Here is a 17,637-nt window from a genome sequence, read left to right as displayed (position 1 = left end):
ATCCCTGGTAAGCGGCTCGGCCGGCACGTCCATGCCGGTGAGCGACCGCTTAGTACCTTCAGCAGACGAGACGCTAGAGACCCTGGCACCCGGTGTCAACGGCCCACCGGGTGCACCCGGTCACTCAGCGCACCAGCAGGTCGAGCAGCCGCTCCGCCTCGCCCTCCGGATCGGCGGTCAGCCCGGTGTGCACGGGGCCCGGCTGGACGACCGTGGACCGCGGCGCGATCAGCCACCGGAAGCGCCGCCCGGCGTCGTCGCGCGCCGCCTGGCCCGCGTGCTCGCCGCCCTGGCACACACCTTCCACGGCGTGCAGGGCGGCCCGTACGCCGGTCACGTCGGCCTCCGGGTCCAGCGCCCGCAGCTTCACCTCGTCCAGGTGCGTACGGGCGCACACGAAGGACTTGGCGCGGCAGTAGACCACCACGCCCGCGTTGAAGCACTCGCCGCGCTCGACGCGCGGTACGACGCGCAGGAGCGCGTACTCGAAGACGTCCCGGTCGGTCACTGGCTGCTGTCCTTGCTGTTCTTGCTGTTCTTGGTGTTCTTGGTGTTCTTGGTGGGGTGCGGCCAGGGGGTCAGGTGGTCGGTCAGCCACCCGGGGGCCTGGGACTGCTTTCGTTCGGTCCGCTCGCCGAGCGTGATCCGCTCGTGGATGGTGGCAACGCGCGACAGCAGCGCCTCCACGTAGGCGCGGCGCAGTGCGTCGGCCGTGTCGAAGCCCGGCTCGTCGACCAGCCAGTCGTCGGGGACGTCGGCGGCGACCTCGGTCAGCAGGTCCTCGGTGACCAGCGGGGCCAGCTCGGCCGCCGCGCCCGCGACGTCGGGGCCGAAGGAGGCGAGGACGTGGTCGGAGGCGTCGTACGGCTTGGCGGCGGAGGCCTGGGCGCCCGGCCAGTTGTGGTGCCAGATCATGGTGGCGCCGTGGTCGATCAGCCACGGCTCGCCGTGCCAGACCAGCATGTTGGGGTTGCGCCAGGAGCGGTCGACGTTGTTGATCAGCGCGTCGAACCACACGACCCTGCCCGCCTCCGCCGGGTCCATGGCGTAGGCGAGCGGGTCGAAGCCGATCGAGCCGGGCAGGTAGTCCATGCCGAGGTTCAGGCCGCCACTCGCCTTGAGCAGCTCCTGCACCTCCTGGTCGGGCTCGCCGAGCCCGATGACCGGGTCCAGTTGGATGGTGACCAGCTCGGGGACGCGCAGCCCGAGCCGGCGGCCCAGCTGCCCGCAGATGACCTCGGCGACGAGGGTCTTGCGGCCCTGGCCCGCGCCGGTGAATTTCATGACGTACGTCCCGAGATCGTCGGCCTCGACGAGCCCCGGGAGCGAGCCGCCCTCACGCAGGGGCGTGACGTAGCGGGTCGCTGTGACTTCGGAGAGCATCCCCTCAGATTACGTGCCTGTCATGATCCTCCCCATGAAGATCGCCACCGCCCTGGAAGTGCCGGGATTCCCCCGTCAGTTCGCCCGTACACGCCGCTTCTCGCTCGGTGTCCCGGGCGGGTTCACCGTCTCGCCGGACGGCACGCGGGTGCTGTTCGTACGGACCGGTTCGGGCTCCGACACCGTCGGGCGGCTGTGGCTGTACGAGGACGGCGATGAGCGGCTCCTGGCCGATCCGGCCGCGCTGGGCGCCGGCCGGGAGGAGGACGTCCCGGAGGCGGAGCGGGTGCGGCGGGAGCGGGCCCAGGTGACGTCGACCGGAGTGGTCGGGTACGCCACCGACCGGCACGCGCGCGTAGCGGTGTTCGCGCTGGGCGGCGCGGTGTGGGCGGTACGGACCCGTGGCGGTGCCCCGTGGCGGGTGCCCACGGCTGGGCCGGCCGTGGACCCGCGGCCGTCGCCGGACGGTTCGCTGGTCGCGTACGACGCGGACGGCGCCGTCCGCGTCGTCCGCACCGACGACGGGACCCAGGACCGGTTGCTGGCCGCGCCGGAGGGGCCGGACATCAGCTATGGACTGTCGGACCATGTGTCGGCCGAGTCGATCGGCCGGCTGCGCGGCCACTGGTGGTCGCCGGACGGGGACGCCCTCCTGCTGGCACGGACGGACCACGCGCGCGTAGGGCGGTGGTTCCTCTCCGACCCCGGCGATCCGTCGGAGCCGCCGCGCGCCATCCGCTACCCGGCGGCCGGCACGGCCAACGCCGAGGTGTCGCTGCACGTCCTCGGTCTGGACGGGAAGCGGATTCCTGTCCGGATACCGGCGCGGGCCGATCCGGACGCCCATCCGTCGGGGACCTGGACGGACCCCCGTTTCGAGTACGTCACGGCCGCCGGCTGGGACGCGGCCGGCCCCTTCGCCGAGGTCCAGACGCGTGACCAGCGCTCGGCCGTCCTGCTCGCCATCGACCCGGACACCGGCGGCACCCGCCCGCTGGCCCACCGGCGCGACCGCGCCTGGGTGGAGCTCGTGCCGGGCGTCCCGGCCCGCACCGCCGCCGGAACGCCGATCGCCCCCGTCGTACGCGACGACGTACGCGGTCTGCGCGTCGGTGACGTCGCGACCCCGCCCGGGCTCCATGTCCGGGCCGTCCTCGGCACGGTCGGCGACCGGGTGTACTTCACCGCGAGCGAGGACCCCACCGAGACGCACGTGTGGGCGTACGACCCGGCAAGGGGCTTTTGCCGCGTCAGCCAGGAGCCGGGCGTCCACACGGCCGCGGTCGGTGGCGACACCGTCGTCCTGGACAGCCGGACGCCGGACGGGCACACCGTGACCGTCCTGCGGCGCGGGAGGCCCACCGGGAGCATCGCCGTGCTCGCCGAGACGCCCGCGGTGACGCCCCGGCCGGTCCGCCTGTCGCTGGGCGTACGCGAACTGCGCAGCCACCTCCACCTGCCGTCGTGGCACGAGCCGGGCTCCGGCCGGCTGCCCGTGCTGCTCAGCCCCTACGCGGGCTACGGCCTCCAGTTGGCCGTACGGGCGGACGGCTGGTACGGCGCGGTGGCCCAGTGGTTCGCCGAGCAGGGCTTCGCGGTGCTGATCACGGACGGGCGCGGCACGCCGGGGCGCGGCCGGGCGTGGGAGACGGCGATCCACGGCGACCGGCTGACCGCCCCCCTGGAGGACCAGGTGGACGCGCTGCACGCGGCGGCGGAGCGGTACCCGGAGCTGGATCTGGAACGGGTGGGCGTCCGGGGCTGGTCGTACGGCGGCTACCTCGCCATCGGCGCCGTACTGCACCGCCCCGACGTGTTCCACGCGGCGGTCGCGGGCGCCGCGCCGACCGACCGGCGGTTGTACGACACGCACTGGGAGGAGCGCTTCCTCGGCCACCCGGACGTCCGGCCGGACGCCTACGAGCGCTCCTCGCACGTACCGTACGCACATCTGCTGACCCGGCCGTTGCTGCTGATGCACGGGCTGGCCGACGACAATGTGGTGGCGGCCCACACCCTGCGTTTCTCCGCCGCGCTGCTGGCGGCCGGACGGCCCCACAGTGTGCTGCCCCTTCCCGGCGCGACACACAGGGTCACCCGGGAAGATGTGGCGAGCAGCCGGCTGCTCGCCGAAGTGGACTTCCTCAAGCGGCATTTGACGGCGACCCGCACGTCGCGTCCGGTGAGTCCGGCGGCCTCGAACAGCCCGGCGAGGGTGCGAGGGAGGTAGTCCACGCCGGAAATCCACGTCCCGCGGCCGTCCCGCTTCCGTGGGGTCGCGAAAAGGCCGTTGAGCGACTGAACACCCCGCACAGCGCTCCCGTACTTCCCCGTGACGCGAGACGTCGTGTACGTCGACCACCACGGAAGGGGAGCCGGAATGAGCGGATCGCAGGAGACCAGCAGGCCAGTCGTCGCGCGCCGTACCGTCGTAGCGGCGGCGAGCGGCGCCGGGCTGGCGGCCGTGCTCACCGCGTGCGGCGGGTCGGACAGCCCGGCCACCTCCGCCGGCGACGCCCCGGCGGGCGCCGGCCCCACCAGCGGCGGGGCCGGGGGCCGGGTGCTGGCGAAGACGGCGGACATCCCCGAGGGCGGCGGCAAGGTCGTCGGCGACGTCGTGGTGACCCAGCCGACGGCGGGCGAGTTCAAGGCGTTCTCGTCGAAGTGCACGCACGCGGGCTGCGCGGTCAAGGAGGTCGCGGACGGGGTGATCAACTGCCCGTGCCACGGCAGCAAGTTCGACGCGACGGACGGCAGCGTCAAAGCGGGCCCGGCCACCACCCCGCTGGCGGCGGCGTCGATCACGGTCGAGGGCGACTCGATCAGGCTCGCGTGACGCCGGCGCGTCAGGGGCGCTTCCAACAGGCCAGCAACTCGTCGGTCGTGGTGACCGTGGCGACCAGCGCGAGCGTGTGGCGGACCATCGCGGGGGTGTAGTCGGCGGGGATTCCCGCGATGGCGTCCGCCGGAACCACCGCCGTATAGCCGAGGTTGACCGCGTCGAAGACGGCGTTCGGTATCGCGACATTGGCGGAGACGCCGGTGACGACCAGGGTCCGGCAGCCGAGGTTGCGCAGCAGGGCGTCGACGTCCGTGCCGGCGATCGGGGACAGCCCGTGCAGCCGCCGTACGACCATGTCGTCCTCGGCCACCTCGATGGGTTCGGCGATCCGTACGGCGGCGCTGCCGCAGTGCTGCTGTACGGGAAGCCTCGCGGCCGCCCGGAAGAGCCGGGCGTTGCGGCTCGCGCCCCGCCCGTCGGGGCGCCGCTCCGCCACGGCGTGCAGCACCTGTACGGAGGCCTCGTGCGCGGCGGCGACCAGCCGGGCCACCCGGTGCAGGGTGCCGGACGACCGTGCCTCGGCGGCGAGTTCGGGCAGGGCGCCGTCCGGGCCCACGACGCCGCGCTGGCACTCGACGGTGAGCAGCACCGTATGGGCGGGGTCGAGATGCTCGCGGAGCTGTTCGAACGTCGGCATGCGGCGGGAGGGTAGCCCCCATTGCGCGGGGACGGAAGAGAGCCCATGCTTTCTGACACACCATCAGAAAGCGAGGCGGCCGATGGCGGTCACCCAGCGCCGGGGCCGGCGCATCATGATGTCGCAGCCCGAGATCGACGCGTACCTCACCGAGCAACGCACCTGCCGGGTGGCGACCGTCTCCCCCGACGGCCGGCCGCATGTCGGCGCCCTGTGGTTCGCCTGGGACGGGGCGTCGCTGTGGCTGTACTCGCTCACCCGCAGCCGGCGCTGGGCGGACCTGCGCCGCGACCCACGGATCGCCGTCGTGGTCGACGACGGCGAGGAGTACGGCGAGCTGCGGGGCGTGGAGCTGTCCGGCACGGCGGTCTTCGTCGGGGAGGCGCCCCGTACCGGAGAGCCGTGCCCCGACCTGGAGGCGGTGGAGCGGCTGTTCGCCCGCAAGAACTTCGGCCTGGACACGATGCCGCACGACGGCCGCCACGCATGGCTGCGGCTGACCCCGGACGCCGTCGCGTCCTGGGACTTCCGCAAGCTGAACGGCGCCCACTGACCCACCGGCCGTCAGCTCCCCACCGACCGCCCCGCCTCCCTCAGCGCCTCCACGGCCGCCCGGATCGACGGCCGCCGGTCGGCGTCCGTGCGCCACACCGCGTGGATGTGGCGCCGCATCTGATGGCGTACGGGTACGAGGACGACGCCCGCGGGCACGGCCCCGCGCCCCAGCCGGGGCGTGACGCACACGCCGAGCCCGGCCTGGATGAGCGCCAGCTGTGTGTGGTGCTCACCCGCCAGGTGCGCGATGCGCGGCTCGATGCCCTTGGAGCGCAGCGTGAACATCAGCCACTCGTAACAGAACTCGCCCTCCGGCCAGGACACCCAGTCCTCGTCCGCGAGCTCCTCCAGGTCCACTTCCGCCCGTCCGGCGAGCGCGTGCCCCGCCGGGAGCGCCACGTCGGCGGCGTCGTCCAGCAGTTCCGCCCTGGCCAGCCCGGCGGGGACGGGCAGCCGCTTGTTGTTCCAGTCGAGCACGACCGCCAGGTCCATGTCGCCGCGCATCACCTGCCGTATGCCGTGCTCGGGCTCCAGCTCACTGGTGCGTACGACCAGGTCGGGGTGGTCGCGCCGCAGTGCGGAGACCGCCCCCGGGAACAGCCCGCGCGCCGCCGTGGGGAACCCCGCCATCCGCACCTCCCCCACCACCTGTCCGCGCTGCGCCTCGATGTCCGCCTGGGCCAGCTCCACCTGGGACAGGATCCGCGCGGCGTGATCGGCGAGCAGCAGGCCGGCGTCGGTGAGCCGCACGCCGCGGCCGTTCTTCGCGACGAGTTGCTGCCCGACCTCCCGTTCCAGCTTGGCGAGTTGCTGCGAGACCGCCGACGTGGTGACGTGCAGGCCCTCCGCCGCGCCGCTCACGGAGCCGTGGCGGGCGAGGGCGTCGAGGGTACGGAGGCGCTCCAGGTTCAACATGTAAGCAATACTAAGCAAAGCTCGCCAGAAAAACTCGCTTGTCCTAATACATAGTGGGGGCCATCGTGGGCGGCATGAGCACCGCGACCTCCCACCGTCCGCCGCCCACCGCGCCCGCCACCAGCCGCGTACCGCGCCCCGCCCTCGACTGGCGCGTCCGCTTCGCGCTGCTCTCCCTCGTCTGGGGCTTCAGCTTCCTCCTCATCAAGGTCGGCACCGAGGCCTACGCCCCCTTCCAGGTCACCTTCGGCCGCCTGCTGTTCGGTACGGCGGTGCTCGCCGTCGCCATGGCGGTGAAGCGCGCGAAGCTGCCGCGCGGCGCCCGCACCTGGGGCCACCTGGCGGTGGCCGCGTTCTTCCTCAACGCCCTGCCGTTCTCCCTCTTCGCGTACGCCGAGCTGACGATCCCCTCGACGCTCGCCGGCATCTGCAATGCCACCTCCCCGCTGTGGGGCATGGCCCTGTCCCTGGTCGCCCTGTCCGAGGACCGCCCCACGCGCCGCCGCGTGGCGGGCCTGGGCCTGGGCTTCATCGGCGTACTGACCGTCCTCGGGGCCTGGCAGGGCTTCTCCGGACTGGACGTCACGGGCACCGCGATGGCCCTGCTGGCCTCGCTCAGCTACCCCATCGGCTGGATCTACGTCCGCCGTACGCTGGCCGGCCGCAGCGAGTCGCACCTCTCCCTCACCGGTGCGCAGCTCTTCCTGGCGACCCTGCAACTGGCCGTGGTCACGCCGCTGTTCACCACGTGGCCGACCGCCTTCCCGGTCGTGCCGCTGCTCGCCGTGATCGCGCTCGGCGCGCTGGGGACCGGTCTGGCGGTACTGCTCCAGTACGGGATCGTCGCCGAGGTCGGCCCGACGACCGGCCAGATGGTCACCTACTTCATCCCGGTCATCGCCACCGCCGCGGGCGTCACGCTCCTGGACGAGGCGCTGACCTGGAACACGCCGGTCGGCGCCCTGATCGTGCTGGCCGGAGCGGCCCTCACGCAGAAGACCGGCACGGCACGTCAGCCGTAACTGCGCGCCTCCATCGGTCCGACCGCGGCCGCCACCGCGTCGGCGAGCGGCTCCAGGTCGGCCACCGGCAGACCCGACACGGTGATCCGTACGCCCGGCCCGGCGGCCATCCGGAACCGGGCCCCGGGCGCCACGGCCCACCCCGCGTGCAGCAGGCGGGCTACCGTCCCGGTCTCGTCGGCCACCGGCACCCACACGTTCATGCCGCTGCGCCCGTGCGCCTCGACGCCCCGCCGCGCCAGGGCCGTCACGAGCGCGTCGCGCCGCTGCGCGTACGCCGCCGCGACCGCCCGCGCGTCCACCGCTCCGGTCTCCCACAGGTGCGCCACGGCACGCTGCAACAGGCGGCTCACCCAGCCGGGGCCGAGCCGCTGCCGGCCCAGCACCCGGTCGACGGTGACCGCGTCGCCGGTCAGGGCGGCGACCCGCAGGTCGGGCCCGTACGCCTTGGAGACCGAGCGGACCAGCACCCAGTGGTCGGTCACGCCCCCGAGCGGGTGCAGCGGCAGGTCCACCAACCCGTACCCGTGGTCGTCCTCGATCACCAGCACGCCCGGGTGCGCGGCCAGCAGCCGCCGCAGCTCCGCCGCCCGCGCCGCGCCCAGCGCCGCACCGGTCGGGTTCTGCGCCCGGTCCGTCACGATCAGCGCCCGCGCCCCGGCGTCGCGCAGCGCCCGCTCCACCTCGCCCGGCAGCGGCCCGTCGTCGTCGAGGGCGACCGGCACGGGCTTCAGCCCCAGCGCCGGTACGAGATCGAGGAGGGCGCCCCAGCCGGGGTCCTCGACCGCCACGGCGTCACCGGGGCGCAGGTGCGCGGCCAGCACCCGCTCGATGGCGTCCAGGGAGCCGGACGTGACGGCGACCGGCCCGTCGGGCACCCCGTCGGCGTCCAGCGCGGCCCGGGCGAGCCGCGCGAAGCCCTCGTCCACCGGGGCCTGTCCGTACAGCCCCGGCTCCTCGGCCTCGCGCCGCGCGGCGGCCGCCAGCGCCTCACCGAGCGGCGGCAACAGGGCCGGGTCGGGGTTGCCCTTCCCCACGTCCCGTACGCCCGCCGGCGCGTCGATCCGGATGGACCCGCGCGCCGTGGTGGCCGGACGGGGCCGCACCCGACTGCCCCGGCGCCCGGCCGTCTCGATCACCCCGCGCTCGCGCAAGGTGCGGTAGGCGGCCGCGACCGTATTGGGATTGACCCCCAACCGAGCCGCCAACTCGCGCATGGGCGGCAGCAGTTGTCCCGGATCGAGCTCACCCGAGCCGACACCCTGCTCCACGCTCGCGGCAATTTCCGATGCGCGACGCCCGACAATCCGATACTCTCCTAGCACAAACCAGATTATGCACTAGTGCAATGGAGTCCACAAGTGACGTACCGGCCCACCGACCGCACCGTCCCCACTCGCTCCCGGGACCGTGCCTCGTACGACCGCGAGTTGGTGCACGCGATACTCGACGAGGCGTACGTCTGCCACCTCGGTTTCGTCCGCGACGGCGCGCCCGTCGTCCTGCCGACGCTGTACGGCCGCGTCGGCGAGCGCCTCTACGTCCACGGTTCCAGCGGTTCGCGCCCGCTGCGCATGGCGGGCCAGGCCGACCCGGGCCTCGCCGTCTGCCTGACCGTCACCCACGTCGACGGCCTGGTCCTGGCCCGCTCCGCCTTCCACCACTCGATCAACTACCGCTCGGTCGTGGTCCACGGCATCGCCCACCAGGTCACCGACCCCGACGAGAAGCGCACCGCGCTCGACGCCCTCGTCGACCATGTCGTCCCGGGCCGCTCCGCCGACTCGCGCCCGGCCAACACCAAGGAGCTGGCGGCGACCGCCGTGCTCCGCCTCGACCTCGACGAGGTGTCCGCCAAGCTCCGCACCGGCGGCCCCAACGACGACCCCGAGGACCTCACGCTCCCCCACTGGACGGGCGTCGTCCCGCTCCGGACCACGTACGGCACCCCGATCCCGGCGTCGGACCTGGACCCGTCGATCCCCGTGCCGGACTACGTCACCGCGCTCTGAGAGGGCGCCGGCCCGCTGTCGACCGACGGCCGGGGTGGGGCTGTGCGGGGTCGTCCCCGCAGAGGCCGGCGGCGTGGGAACAACTCCGACACCGGAGCCCGAGGCCGCCAACCTTGAGGAGGCGAGCCCGGAGGGGCCACGCCCCCCACCCACCGGCAGCAGACGACCCGCACGGCACCCCACCACGTGGAGAACGACCGCCCCTCAGGCCGCCGCCTCCGCCCGCCGCCTCCCCACCGCGCCCCGCGCCTCCGCGGCCGCCAGCCCGGCAACCGCACCGAGCAGCAGCAGCGTCCCGCCGACCGTCGCCCCGGTCAGCCGCTCACCGAGCACCGTGACCGCGATGACCGCCGCGCTCACCGGCTCCAGGAGCATGATCACGGAGACGGTCGCGGCGCGCACCACGGCCGCGCCCGCGAAATACAGCGCGTACGCGAGCGCGGTCGGCACGGCCGCCACGTACACCAACAACGCCACCACCTTCGCGAGCTCGGCGGTGTGCGGGACCAGCCCCTCGGCCGCCGCCATGGGCAGCAGCCCGACCGCGCCGACCGCGAAGGCCCAGGTGCTCGTGCCCAGCGCGTCAGCGCCGCCACCGTCCCGCCCGAGCCACCGCGTCAGCAGCGTGATCGCCGCGTAACCGGCGGCGGAGAGGACCGCGAGGCCGACCCCGGCCGGCCGCACGTCCACGCCCCCGCCGCCACCCCCTGCGCCGAGCACCAGCACGGCGAGTCCGGCCAGGGCACCCGCGACGGCGACTACTCCGCCGCGCCCGAGCCGCTCACCCATGGTCAGCCGCGCGCCGAGCGCGATGAGCACGGGACCGGCGCCGAGCGTGACGACCGTGCCGACCGCGAGGCCGGTCGCCTCGACGGCGGCGAAGTAGGCGCTCTGGAAGAGGGTGAGCCCGATCCCCGTCCCGAGGATGCGCAGCAACCGCCGCCGCCGGGACTCGACGACCCTCGGCGTACGGCGGCGTTGGCGACGGCGACGGCGCACCGCCAGCGCGCCCAGCAGCAGCACGAGGCCGCCGACGCAGCGCCAGAACGACAGGGCCAGCGGGCCGAGGTCGCTGACCAGGAACACCAGCGAGGCGGCCGCCCCGGCGGTGCCCCAGGCGATCCCGGCGACGATCAGATAGAAGAGGCCGCGCCCCAAAGGCGCAGCGGAAGAATCCGACACGTGACTTCTCCGTACGAAGACAGGTTGGTTGGCCGCTCGACTCCGCACGCGGGCAGCGACGAACCACCCGGGGACTGCCCGGGCCGGTCTACGTCAGGAGTTGGGGCGCCGCCCGCGTTACGCGGCGGGCGGCGGAAGTACGGTCGAATGCATGATCGGCACCCTACGTGGCGGTCCGCCCGGCCGACAACTCGTGCCCCGGCAGCTCGTCCTCCGCCGGCACCTGCTCCGACCCGGCCACCGGCCCCGGCGACGCCGCCTTGGGCGTCGACGACTGGGCGATGAACGCGCCGACGAGCACGACCGCCCCGCCCAGGATCTGCGGCCCCGACAGGTGCTCCTTGAGCAGCACCCAGGCCAGTACGGTCGCGATGACGGCCTCCAGGCAGGCGACCACGCCCGCCACCTGCGGCGAAAGCCTGCGGACGGCGACGATCCCGGTGACGTACGCGAGGACGGTGGCGATCAGCACGATCCACCCGAGCAGCAGCCACGCCGGGGCCGCGGTCCCGCCCATGTCGGCGTGGCCACCCAGCACGGACCAGTCCATCCCCCACGGGCGGGCGACGACGGTCAGGACGACGGCACCGATGAGCAGCCCGTACGCGATGACTCCGAGCGGATCGGCCGGTTCGGCCTCGTCGCTGCCCTGGTCGGAGAGGACGAAGTAGCCGACCTGGCAGCAGGCGGCGCCCAGCGCGAGGACAAGCCCGAGGAGGTCGAAGCTCAGCCCGGACCACACCTCCACGACGCAGGCGAGTCCGCCGACGGCGAGGACCACGCCGAGCGCGGCGGCGCGCGTCACCGGCCTGCGCTGTACGAAGCGCACCCAGCCGAGCACCAGCGCGGGGGCGAGGTACTCGATGAGGAGCGCGACCCCGACGGGGATGCGGGAGATGGCCGCGAAGTAGCAGGCCTGGACGCCGGCGACGGCGAGCAGGCCGAAGCCGGCGAGCAGGGCGGGCTTGCGGCGCAGCAGGTCGCGGTGGCGCCAGGCCACGGGCAGCATGACGAGTGCGGCGCCGGTCACCCGTAGCCACACCACGTGCAGCGGGTCGAGTCCCGCCTCGATCAGCGGCTTGGCCGCGACACCTGATCCACCGAATGCGAACGCCGAGGCCAGGGCGAGTCCCAGGCCGGCGCTTCTCCCCTGAGACGCGTGCATCGGCACATCATGGCAGCAGCGCGTCAGGAGCGTAAAGGCTGTGACACCTGTTGAGACGGCTCGTCGATCCGGGCGGCCAGCGACGCCGCGTCGACCCCGGCCCGGGTCAGTACGTCGACGGCCCGGCACGCGCGGTCGGCGGCCAGCGCGGCGAGCAGATCGAGCCCGTTCGCCCGCGACTCGCCCCGCCGCCGGGCTCGCTCGAGGGCACGCTCCATGGCGGCGACGGCGGCGGGCGACCAGCCGGAGACGTCCGCCTCCGGCAGGAGGGGTACGGTGCCGGAGTCCTCGACGGAGCCCTGCCAGCGCAGCCCGTACCCGATGCTCCGCTGCACAAGGTAACCGAGCACGCGCGCCACCTGCGGACCGCCGTCGAAGGCGGCCCTGGCCTCCGGGTCGGACTCGAGGAGCGAGTGCAGCAGGTGGGCCGTGTCGATCTGCCGGTCGCCGTCCCGCAGTGCCCTGCGCCGGGCACCGGCGACGACGGAGGCCGGCTCGACGGTGAACCAGGCCTCGATGCCCGCACGGCAGGGCTCCGCACGGCTGTCGGCGAGCTGCCGAGGGGGCACTCGTGGGGTAGGGCTTCGCACCTTCCCACCTCATCAGCCCCGGAAGGCCGGAACATCCCCGCCTGGGAGCATTCGCGCATCCCACAGAAGTTGGGCGCCGACGACCGCTTCCTCCTCCTTACGGATGAGACTGCCCAGCAGACCTGACGGCCCGTCAGTATTGAATGTTCACGTCCGCACGGCTACGTTCCGCGCCACCGCAAGCCGTCGAGAGTCCAGAAGGGGTGGCCCCATGGCCGAGGTCAGCGCCGAGGCACACATCGAAGCACCGGCCGGGAAGGTCTGGGCCCGGCTGACGGACCTCACGTCGTACGGGGAGTGGAACGCCACCCACACGTCCTTCCCCCACGGCGTCCCGGACACCCTCGCGGCCGGCACGGCCTTCCAGGAGAACATGAAGCTCATGGGCTTCCCCGCCGAAGTCACCTGGACCGTCGCCGAACTGGAGCCTGAGCGGCTGCTGACCACCCGGGGGAAGGGCCCGATGGGCGTGGCGCTCGGCATGCGTTACGCGCTCACGCCGGACGGGGACGACGCCACGACCGTCCGGATCGACGGGGAGTTCACCGGGGCGGCCGTGTCCCTGATGGCGGGCAAGCTGACGGACTCGGCGACGGCCGCGCTGGAGGAGTCGCTGCGCCGGCTGGCCGGCCTGGTGACGTGACGCCACGGGTCCGGGGCACACCACGGGTCCGGGACACACCACGGGACCGGGACACACCACGGGCCCCGTGGCACACCCCACGGGACCCGGGAAGGCCTGGCGCCGACGGCTCAGTGCTCGTCGGCCAGGATCAGGTAGAGCTTCTTGCGGGCGTCGTTGATGACGGCCAGCGCCTTCTGCCGCTGGTCGGCGTCGCCGGTCTTCCAGACCTGCCCGAACGCCTCGAACAGTCCGACACCGGCCTGCCGGATCTCGTGCATGGCCTCCCAGTCGACGCCGCGCCCCGCCTCTTCCCACGGGGCGTCCGGCCCCGCGTCGGCCTCGGCGCGCCCCGTATCGGTGAGCGTGAACAGCTTCTTGCCGCCCTCGCTGCGGCTGGCGATCAGGTCCTCGTCCTCCAGGAGCTGGAGGGTCGGGTAGACCGAGCCGGGGCTGGGCCGCCAGGCTCCGCCGCTGCGCTCGGCGATCTCCTGGATCATCTCGTAGCCGTGCATCGGACGGTCCTTCAGCAGCGCGAGGATCGAGGCGCGCACATCACCGCGCCGGGCCCGCCCCCGGCCGCCTCCGCGTCCACGCCCACCGCCGAAGGGGCCGCCCCCGAACGGTCCCCCACCGAAGGGCCCACCGCCGAATCCCGGCCCGAACGGACCGAAAGCGCCGCGCCGCCCCTCGAAGTCCCCCTGGCGGTCGCCGCCCCAGCCTCGATGGCCGGGCCCACAGTTCCCATGCGCACGCATCTCGTACGCTCCTTCCATCGTTGATCTGTCGCGATACTTCAACGATATATCGGAACAGCTCGCTGAGCAATCGATTCGTGACCAACCGGGCCAGGCAGGGCCGGACAGGGCCAGCCACCTCGAATTGGCCTTGGCCGGGTGCGTAGCCCCACCCCTACGGTCGGGGCATGCGGATTCGAATCGTCGACGCCTTCACCGATCGCCCCTTCTCCGGCAATCCGGCAGGAGTCGTGCTCCTGGACGCCTTCCCGGACGACCACTGGCTCCAGAAGGTCGCCGCGGAGGTCAACCTCTCCGAGACGGCCTTCGCCCACCCGCTGCCCCCGGGCGGCGAGGCCGACTGGGCGCTGCGCTGGCTCACCCCGGTGACCGAGGTGGACATGTGCGGCCATGCCACGCTCGCCACCGCGCACGTCCTGCACACCACCGGCCGCGCGACCGGCACCGTCCGCTTCAGCGCGCGGTGCGGCATCCTCTCCGCCACCGCGGCCGGGGACGGCTCCATCACGATGGACTTCCCGACCTCCCCCCTGACTCCCGTCCCCACACCGGAGGGGCTCGCGAAGGCGCTCGGCGTGGACGTCGTCGCCGTCCACGACACCGCCCCGCACATCGGAGACCTGCTGGTCGAGCTGCGCGACGAACAGTCCGTACGGTCCCTCGCGCCGGACCTCGCGGCCCTGGCGACCATGTCGGACCGGGGCGTCATCGCCACGGCCGCCGCCGAGGACCCCGGGCGCGGGTACGACTTCGTCTCCCGCTGCTTCTTCCCCGCCGTCGGCATCGACGAGGACCCGGTGACGGGCAGCGCGCACACCGCCCTCGCGCCCTTCTGGTCGGCCCGCCTCGGCCGCGACGAGCTGACCGGCCTGCAGGGCGGCGCCCGCACCGGGGTGGTGCGCACGACCCTGCGTGGTGAGCGGACACTGCTGACCGGGAACGCGGTGACGGTCATCGAGGGCGACCTGCTGGCGTAAGGCCCGGCCAACACAGGCGAAGGGGGCGTACGGAGAGTTCCGTACGCCCCCTTCGCCCCTCACCGCCTCACCGCCTCACGCCGTGGGCAACCACCCCACCCTGCCCGCCAGCAGCGCGTACCCGACGAACGCCACGATGTCGAGCAGCGCGTGCGCCACCACCAGCGGCCCCACCCGCCCCCACCGCCGGTAGAGCAGCACGAAGACCACGCCCATCACCATGTTGCCGATGAACCCACCGATGCCCTGGTACAGGTGGTACGAACCGCGCAGCACCGAGCTGGTCACCAGCGCCGCCATCGGGCTCCAGCCCAACTGGCCGAGCCTTCGCAGCAGATACCCCACGACGATGACCTCCTCCAGTACGGAGTTCTGCACCGCCGACAGGATCAGCACCGGGTATTTCCACCACACCTCGGGCAGCGCCTCGGGCACTACCGTCAGGTTGGCTCCGACGGCCCGCGCGACCAGGTAGAAGGCGAGGCCCGCGCTGCCGATACCGGCCGCGATCAGCGCGCCGCGCCCCAGGTCGGACCACGGCCGGCCGCGGTCGAAGCCGATGGCCCGCAGCCCGGCGCCCTCCCTGATCAGCAGGTGCGCCACGAGCGCGACGGGCACCAGCGCGGTGGTGATCCCGAACAGCTGCCAGGCCAGGTCGAGCCACGGCCGCCCCGGCGCGTACGAGCCGTTCAGCGTCGCCGCCTGGTCCTTGAGACCGCCAGGTTTCGTCAGCGAACCGATGAAGCTGATCAGCGCGGAGACCCCGCTCGCCCCGAGCGAGAGTGCCAGGACGAGCACCGTCTCGGAGCGCAGGGTCCGCACCCCCACGCCCTCCACGGGCCCTGCGGGAAGAGATCCAGCCACGTACGCGCACACCTGCCTCGGGTCGACCGCCATGGGACGTCACAGCTTGCCCGACGATCGCACCACGAACCCATCCAGGCCGGCACACGCCCCGCCCGGCCCGCGTCACGCCCGGCCCACATCACGTTCGACCCGCATCACGCGGGCCCCCTCTCGCCGCCCGCCCGACCCGATCGCGCCGGTCCCCCTCACGCCGCCCGCCTGGCCGCCTCACGCCAGGCCGCGGGACGCCCCAGCCCGCCCCGACCACCGGCCGCCTCACCGCCCGTGCTGCTCCGGCGGCCGTCCCGGGAACCCGACCGGCCAGGTGTGCACCGGCCGGCCCTGGCGCATCAGCCGGCAGTACTGGCGGGTGGTGGCGGCCAGCGCCGCCTCGCGCCCCAGCCCCGCCTCCAGTGCCCGGTGGAACGTTTCCACCTGCCAGGACGCCCCGTTCATCCGGCGCCTGCACCGCTCCTCGATGATCCCGAGGTACCGCTTGCGGTCGGTGCGCTCCACGCCCCAGGCGTCGAGGCCCGCGGCCGCGAGCGGCAGCAGTTCGTCCCGTACCAGCTTCACCGCCGGCACCGTCGTGACGCCGCCGCCCCGGCCGGGCCGCGGCCAGCGCAGTTCGGCGTCGATGCCGTACCGGCAGGCCGCGTCGAAGTTCGCGGCGGCGTCCTCGAACGGCAGCCGCTTCCAGACGGGCCGGGTCTCTTCCGCGAGCGCGCGCACCAGGCCGTAGTAGAAGGCGGCGTTGGCGAGCACGTCGTCGACGGTCGGCCCGGCCGGCAGCACCCGGTTCTCCACGCGCAGGTGCGGAACGCCGTCCATGACCCCGTACACCGGCCGGTTCCAGCGGTAGACCGTGCCGTTGTGCAGGACGAGTTCCTGGAGGGACGGTACGCCGCCCTCGTCGAGGACCCGCAGCGGCTCCTCCTCGTCGCAGATCGGCAGCAGGGCGGGGAAGTACCGGACGTTCTCCTCGAAGAGTTCGTACGCCGAGGCGACCCACCGCTCCCCGAACCAGGTGCGCGGCCGCACGCCCTGCGCCTGGAGCTCGGGCGGCCGGGTGTCGGTGGCCTGCGTGAACAGCGGCGGGCGGGACTCGCGCCACAGCTCGCGGCCGAAGAGGAAGGGCGCGTTGGCGCCCACCGCGATCTGTACGGCGGCGATGGCCTGCGCGGCGTTCCACACGTCGGCGAAGCGCTCGGGCGTGACCTGGAGGTGCAGCTGTACGGAGGTGCACGCCGCCTCCGGCACGATGGAGCTCGCCGTGGAGCTGAGCCGCTCGACGCCGTCGATGTCGAGGGTGAAGTCCTCGCCCCGCGCCGCGACTATCTCGTCGTTGAGCAGTCGGTAACGGTCGACGTCCGAGAGGTTCCCGGACACCAGATCGTCCTGCGAGAGCGTCGGGAGAATGCCGATCATCACAATGCCGGCGTCGACCTCCTGCGCCTTGCGGTGCGCGTACGCCAGGCCCGTCCGCAGCTCCTCGGCGAGCTGATCGAAGACTCGTCCGCCGAGCCGGTGCGGGGCAATGTTCACTTCCAGATTGAACATTCCGAGTTCGGTCTGGAAATCCCGGCTCGCGATGCGCTCCAGTACCTCGGCATTCATCATCCGCGGCATGCCGTCCGGGCCGGCCAGATTCAGCTCGATCTCCAGCCCCACGAGATTCCGCGGCCGGTCGAACCTCTTGTCGGCAAGGAGTCGCTCCAGTCCCGTCAGGCACTCCTGGAGTTTCCTGCGGTACTTCTGCCGATCGGACAGGTCGAAGCCGCCTGCCGCGATCTTCTCCCCCATCGAAGCGTCCCTCCTCGAGTGGGTGGCGCGCGGCATCGTCCGCTCGCGTCACGGACGATAATGCCCAGCCGGACTGATCTGTAACGCCCACACGAGCAGCGCTTGAACGGTAGGCTGGTTACGTTGTTCGCCGGGCACATTCCGGAGGCATGAGGCGCCGCGCAGTTACCGTCGGTCTCCGCCCGGAGTGACGGGTCGGGCCGGTGCCTCGAGCCGGTCGAAACAGCGGCGGCATTCGGCCTACCGCGCGCCGGACAACGCCGCAGGCAGCGGCTCCGCCCGTGCGGGAAATCCACAGAAACTCCGCAAATTAAAGACCGGATTCGGT

18 protein-coding genes are annotated in these 17,637 nt (G+C 73.2%); 7 read left to right on the top strand and 11 right to left on the bottom strand.

Annotated features, from left to right (window positions below; genetic code table 11):
* Window positions 1-124: 124 nt before the first annotated feature.
* Together AMK26_RS17260 and AMK26_RS17255 are read right to left on the bottom strand one after the other, a co-directional pair.
* On the bottom strand, window positions 125-508 hold the full coding sequence (locus tag AMK26_RS17260) for a DUF3037 domain-containing protein (protein ID WP_073755588.1): 384 nt from the start codon (window positions 506-508) through the stop codon (window positions 125-127).
* Window positions 505-1,383 (bottom strand): HipA family kinase, encoded by an 879-nt coding sequence (locus AMK26_RS17255; RefSeq protein ID WP_073755587.1) that lies wholly within the window; start codon window positions 1,381-1,383, stop codon window positions 505-507. The genes AMK26_RS17260 and AMK26_RS17255 overlap by 4 nt, the downstream gene beginning before the upstream one ends.
* A 34-nt stretch (window positions 1,384-1,417) precedes the next feature.
* Between AMK26_RS17255 and AMK26_RS17250 the strand changes: the two genes are divergently transcribed.
* Both AMK26_RS17250 and AMK26_RS17245 read left to right on the top strand, forming a co-directional pair.
* Window positions 1,418-3,613, top strand: a complete 2,196-nt coding sequence (locus AMK26_RS17250) for a S9 family peptidase (RefSeq protein ID WP_073755586.1) — start codon at window positions 1,418-1,420, stop codon at window positions 3,611-3,613.
* A 150-nt stretch (window positions 3,614-3,763) separates the two neighbouring features.
* Complete coding sequence (locus tag AMK26_RS17245; protein ID WP_073755585.1) at window positions 3,764-4,219, top strand: Rieske (2Fe-2S) protein; 456 nt, start codon at window positions 3,764-3,766, stop codon at window positions 4,217-4,219.
* A gap of 10 nt (window positions 4,220-4,229) precedes the next feature.
* Here AMK26_RS17245 and AMK26_RS17240 read toward each other — a convergent pair whose 3' ends face one another.
* Window positions 4,230-4,862, bottom strand: a complete 633-nt coding sequence (locus AMK26_RS17240) for a cysteine hydrolase (protein ID WP_073755584.1) — start codon at window positions 4,860-4,862, stop codon at window positions 4,230-4,232.
* 82 nt (window positions 4,863-4,944) lie between these two features.
* Between AMK26_RS17240 and AMK26_RS17235 the strand changes: the two genes are divergently transcribed.
* Complete coding sequence (locus AMK26_RS17235; protein ID WP_073755583.1) at window positions 4,945-5,415, top strand: pyridoxamine 5'-phosphate oxidase family protein; 471 nt, start codon at window positions 4,945-4,947, stop codon at window positions 5,413-5,415.
* An 11-nt stretch (window positions 5,416-5,426) separates the two neighbouring features.
* Here AMK26_RS17235 and AMK26_RS17230 read toward each other — a convergent pair whose 3' ends face one another.
* Window positions 5,427-6,332, bottom strand: coding sequence for a LysR family transcriptional regulator (locus AMK26_RS17230; RefSeq protein WP_073755582.1), 906 nt, complete (start codon window positions 6,330-6,332; stop codon window positions 5,427-5,429).
* Window positions 6,333-6,406: 74 nt separating this feature from the next.
* On the opposite strand from AMK26_RS17230, the gene AMK26_RS17225 reads away from it, so the two are divergent.
* Entirely contained in the window at window positions 6,407-7,354 is a 948-nt protein-coding gene (locus AMK26_RS17225) for a DMT family transporter (RefSeq protein ID WP_073756235.1), read from the top strand.
* On the opposite strand, the gene AMK26_RS17220 is transcribed toward AMK26_RS17225, so the two are convergent.
* Window positions 7,345-8,679, bottom strand: a complete 1,335-nt coding sequence (locus tag AMK26_RS17220) for an aminotransferase class I/II-fold pyridoxal phosphate-dependent enzyme (RefSeq protein WP_073755581.1) — start codon at window positions 8,677-8,679, stop codon at window positions 7,345-7,347. The genes AMK26_RS17225 and AMK26_RS17220 overlap by 10 nt on opposite strands.
* Before the next feature lie 36 nt (window positions 8,680-8,715).
* Between AMK26_RS17220 and AMK26_RS17215 the strand changes: the two genes are divergently transcribed.
* Complete coding sequence (locus AMK26_RS17215; RefSeq protein ID WP_241837946.1) at window positions 8,716-9,366, top strand: pyridoxamine 5'-phosphate oxidase family protein; 651 nt, start codon at window positions 8,716-8,718, stop codon at window positions 9,364-9,366.
* A gap of 204 nt (window positions 9,367-9,570) precedes the next feature.
* Here AMK26_RS17215 and AMK26_RS17210 read toward each other — a convergent pair whose 3' ends face one another.
* The 3 genes from AMK26_RS17210 to AMK26_RS17200 all read right to left on the bottom strand — a co-directional run bounded on the left by AMK26_RS17210 (window position 9,571) and on the right by AMK26_RS17200 (window position 12,303).
* Complete coding sequence (locus AMK26_RS17210) at window positions 9,571-10,548, bottom strand: DMT family transporter (protein ID WP_073755579.1); 978 nt, start codon at window positions 10,546-10,548, stop codon at window positions 9,571-9,573.
* A gap of 163 nt (window positions 10,549-10,711) precedes the next feature.
* Window positions 10,712-11,713 (bottom strand): EamA family transporter, encoded by a 1,002-nt coding sequence (locus tag AMK26_RS17205; RefSeq protein WP_073755578.1) that lies wholly within the window; start codon window positions 11,711-11,713, stop codon window positions 10,712-10,714.
* Window positions 11,714-11,736: 23 nt separating this feature from the next.
* Window positions 11,737-12,303: a Clp protease N-terminal domain-containing protein gene (locus tag AMK26_RS17200; protein WP_079277646.1), complete on the bottom strand. Its 567-nt coding sequence runs from the start codon at window positions 12,301-12,303 to the stop codon at window positions 11,737-11,739.
* A 211-nt stretch (window positions 12,304-12,514) separates the two neighbouring features.
* On the opposite strand from AMK26_RS17200, the gene AMK26_RS17195 reads away from it, so the two are divergent.
* Entirely contained in the window at window positions 12,515-12,946 is a 432-nt protein-coding gene (locus tag AMK26_RS17195) for a type II toxin-antitoxin system Rv0910 family toxin (protein WP_073755576.1), read from the top strand.
* 110 nt (window positions 12,947-13,056) lie between these two features.
* Here the strand turns inward: AMK26_RS17195 and AMK26_RS17190 are convergent, their stop codons facing one another.
* Window positions 13,057-13,683 (bottom strand): PadR family transcriptional regulator, encoded by a 627-nt coding sequence (locus AMK26_RS17190; RefSeq protein WP_073755575.1) that lies wholly within the window; start codon window positions 13,681-13,683, stop codon window positions 13,057-13,059.
* Window positions 13,684-13,850: 167 nt separating this feature from the next.
* On the opposite strand from AMK26_RS17190, the gene AMK26_RS17185 reads away from it, so the two are divergent.
* Window positions 13,851-14,660, top strand: coding sequence for a PhzF family phenazine biosynthesis protein (locus AMK26_RS17185; RefSeq protein ID WP_073755574.1), 810 nt, complete (start codon window positions 13,851-13,853; stop codon window positions 14,658-14,660).
* A gap of 75 nt (window positions 14,661-14,735) precedes the next feature.
* Here the strand turns inward: AMK26_RS17185 and AMK26_RS17180 are convergent, their stop codons facing one another.
* Both AMK26_RS17180 and AMK26_RS17175 read right to left on the bottom strand, forming a co-directional pair.
* A complete protein-coding gene (locus AMK26_RS17180) occupies window positions 14,736-15,557 on the bottom strand; it encodes a CPBP family intramembrane glutamic endopeptidase (RefSeq protein ID WP_073755573.1) in 822 nt (273 codons plus the stop codon).
* A 225-nt stretch (window positions 15,558-15,782) separates the two neighbouring features.
* The gene (locus tag AMK26_RS17175) at window positions 15,783-17,309 is read right to left on the bottom strand and encodes a glutamate-cysteine ligase family protein (RefSeq protein WP_073755572.1); all 1,527 of its coding nucleotides are present in this window, start codon (window positions 17,307-17,309) and stop codon (window positions 15,783-15,785) included.
* Window positions 17,310-17,637: the final 328 nt, after the last annotated feature.

Source organism: Streptomyces sp. CB03234, assembly GCF_001905885.1.
GTDB lineage: Bacteria > Actinomycetota > Actinomycetes > Streptomycetales > Streptomycetaceae > Streptomyces.
Note: the sequence above shows the minus strand (reverse complement) of the source record. Positions and strands in the feature narration are given on the sequence as shown.

What these genes read in the sequence shown, in the direction of transcription:
- AMK26_RS17255 (WP_073755587.1), bottom strand. Translation starts at nt 1,383, where the DNA reads ATGCTCTCCGAAGTCACAGCGACCCGCTACGTCACGCCCCTGCGTGAG.
- AMK26_RS17250 (WP_073755586.1), top strand. Translation starts at nt 1,418, where the DNA reads ATGAAGATCGCCACCGCCCTGGAAGTGCCGGGATTCCCCCGTCAGTTC.
- AMK26_RS17245 (WP_073755585.1), top strand. Translation starts at nt 3,764, where the DNA reads ATGAGCGGATCGCAGGAGACCAGCAGGCCAGTCGTCGCGCGCCGTACC.
- AMK26_RS17240 (WP_073755584.1), bottom strand. Translation starts at nt 4,862, where the DNA reads ATGCCGACGTTCGAACAGCTCCGCGAGCATCTCGACCCCGCCCATACG.
- AMK26_RS17235 (WP_073755583.1), top strand. Translation starts at nt 4,945, where the DNA reads ATGGCGGTCACCCAGCGCCGGGGCCGGCGCATCATGATGTCGCAGCCC.
- AMK26_RS17230 (WP_073755582.1), bottom strand. Translation starts at nt 6,332, where the DNA reads ATGTTGAACCTGGAGCGCCTCCGTACCCTCGACGCCCTCGCCCGCCAC.
- AMK26_RS17225 (WP_073756235.1), top strand. Translation starts at nt 6,407, where the DNA reads ATGAGCACCGCGACCTCCCACCGTCCGCCGCCCACCGCGCCCGCCACC.
- AMK26_RS17205 (WP_073755578.1), bottom strand. Translation starts at nt 11,713, where the DNA reads ATGCACGCGTCTCAGGGGAGAAGCGCCGGCCTGGGACTCGCCCTGGCC.
- AMK26_RS17195 (WP_073755576.1), top strand. Translation starts at nt 12,515, where the DNA reads ATGGCCGAGGTCAGCGCCGAGGCACACATCGAAGCACCGGCCGGGAAG.
- AMK26_RS17190 (WP_073755575.1), bottom strand. Translation starts at nt 13,683, where the DNA reads ATGCGTGCGCATGGGAACTGTGGGCCCGGCCATCGAGGCTGGGGCGGC.
- AMK26_RS17185 (WP_073755574.1), top strand. Translation starts at nt 13,851, where the DNA reads ATGCGGATTCGAATCGTCGACGCCTTCACCGATCGCCCCTTCTCCGGC.
- AMK26_RS17180 (WP_073755573.1), bottom strand. Translation starts at nt 15,557, where the DNA reads ATGGCGGTCGACCCGAGGCAGGTGTGCGCGTACGTGGCTGGATCTCTT.
- AMK26_RS17175 (WP_073755572.1), bottom strand. Translation starts at nt 17,309, where the DNA reads ATGGGGGAGAAGATCGCGGCAGGCGGCTTCGACCTGTCCGATCGGCAG.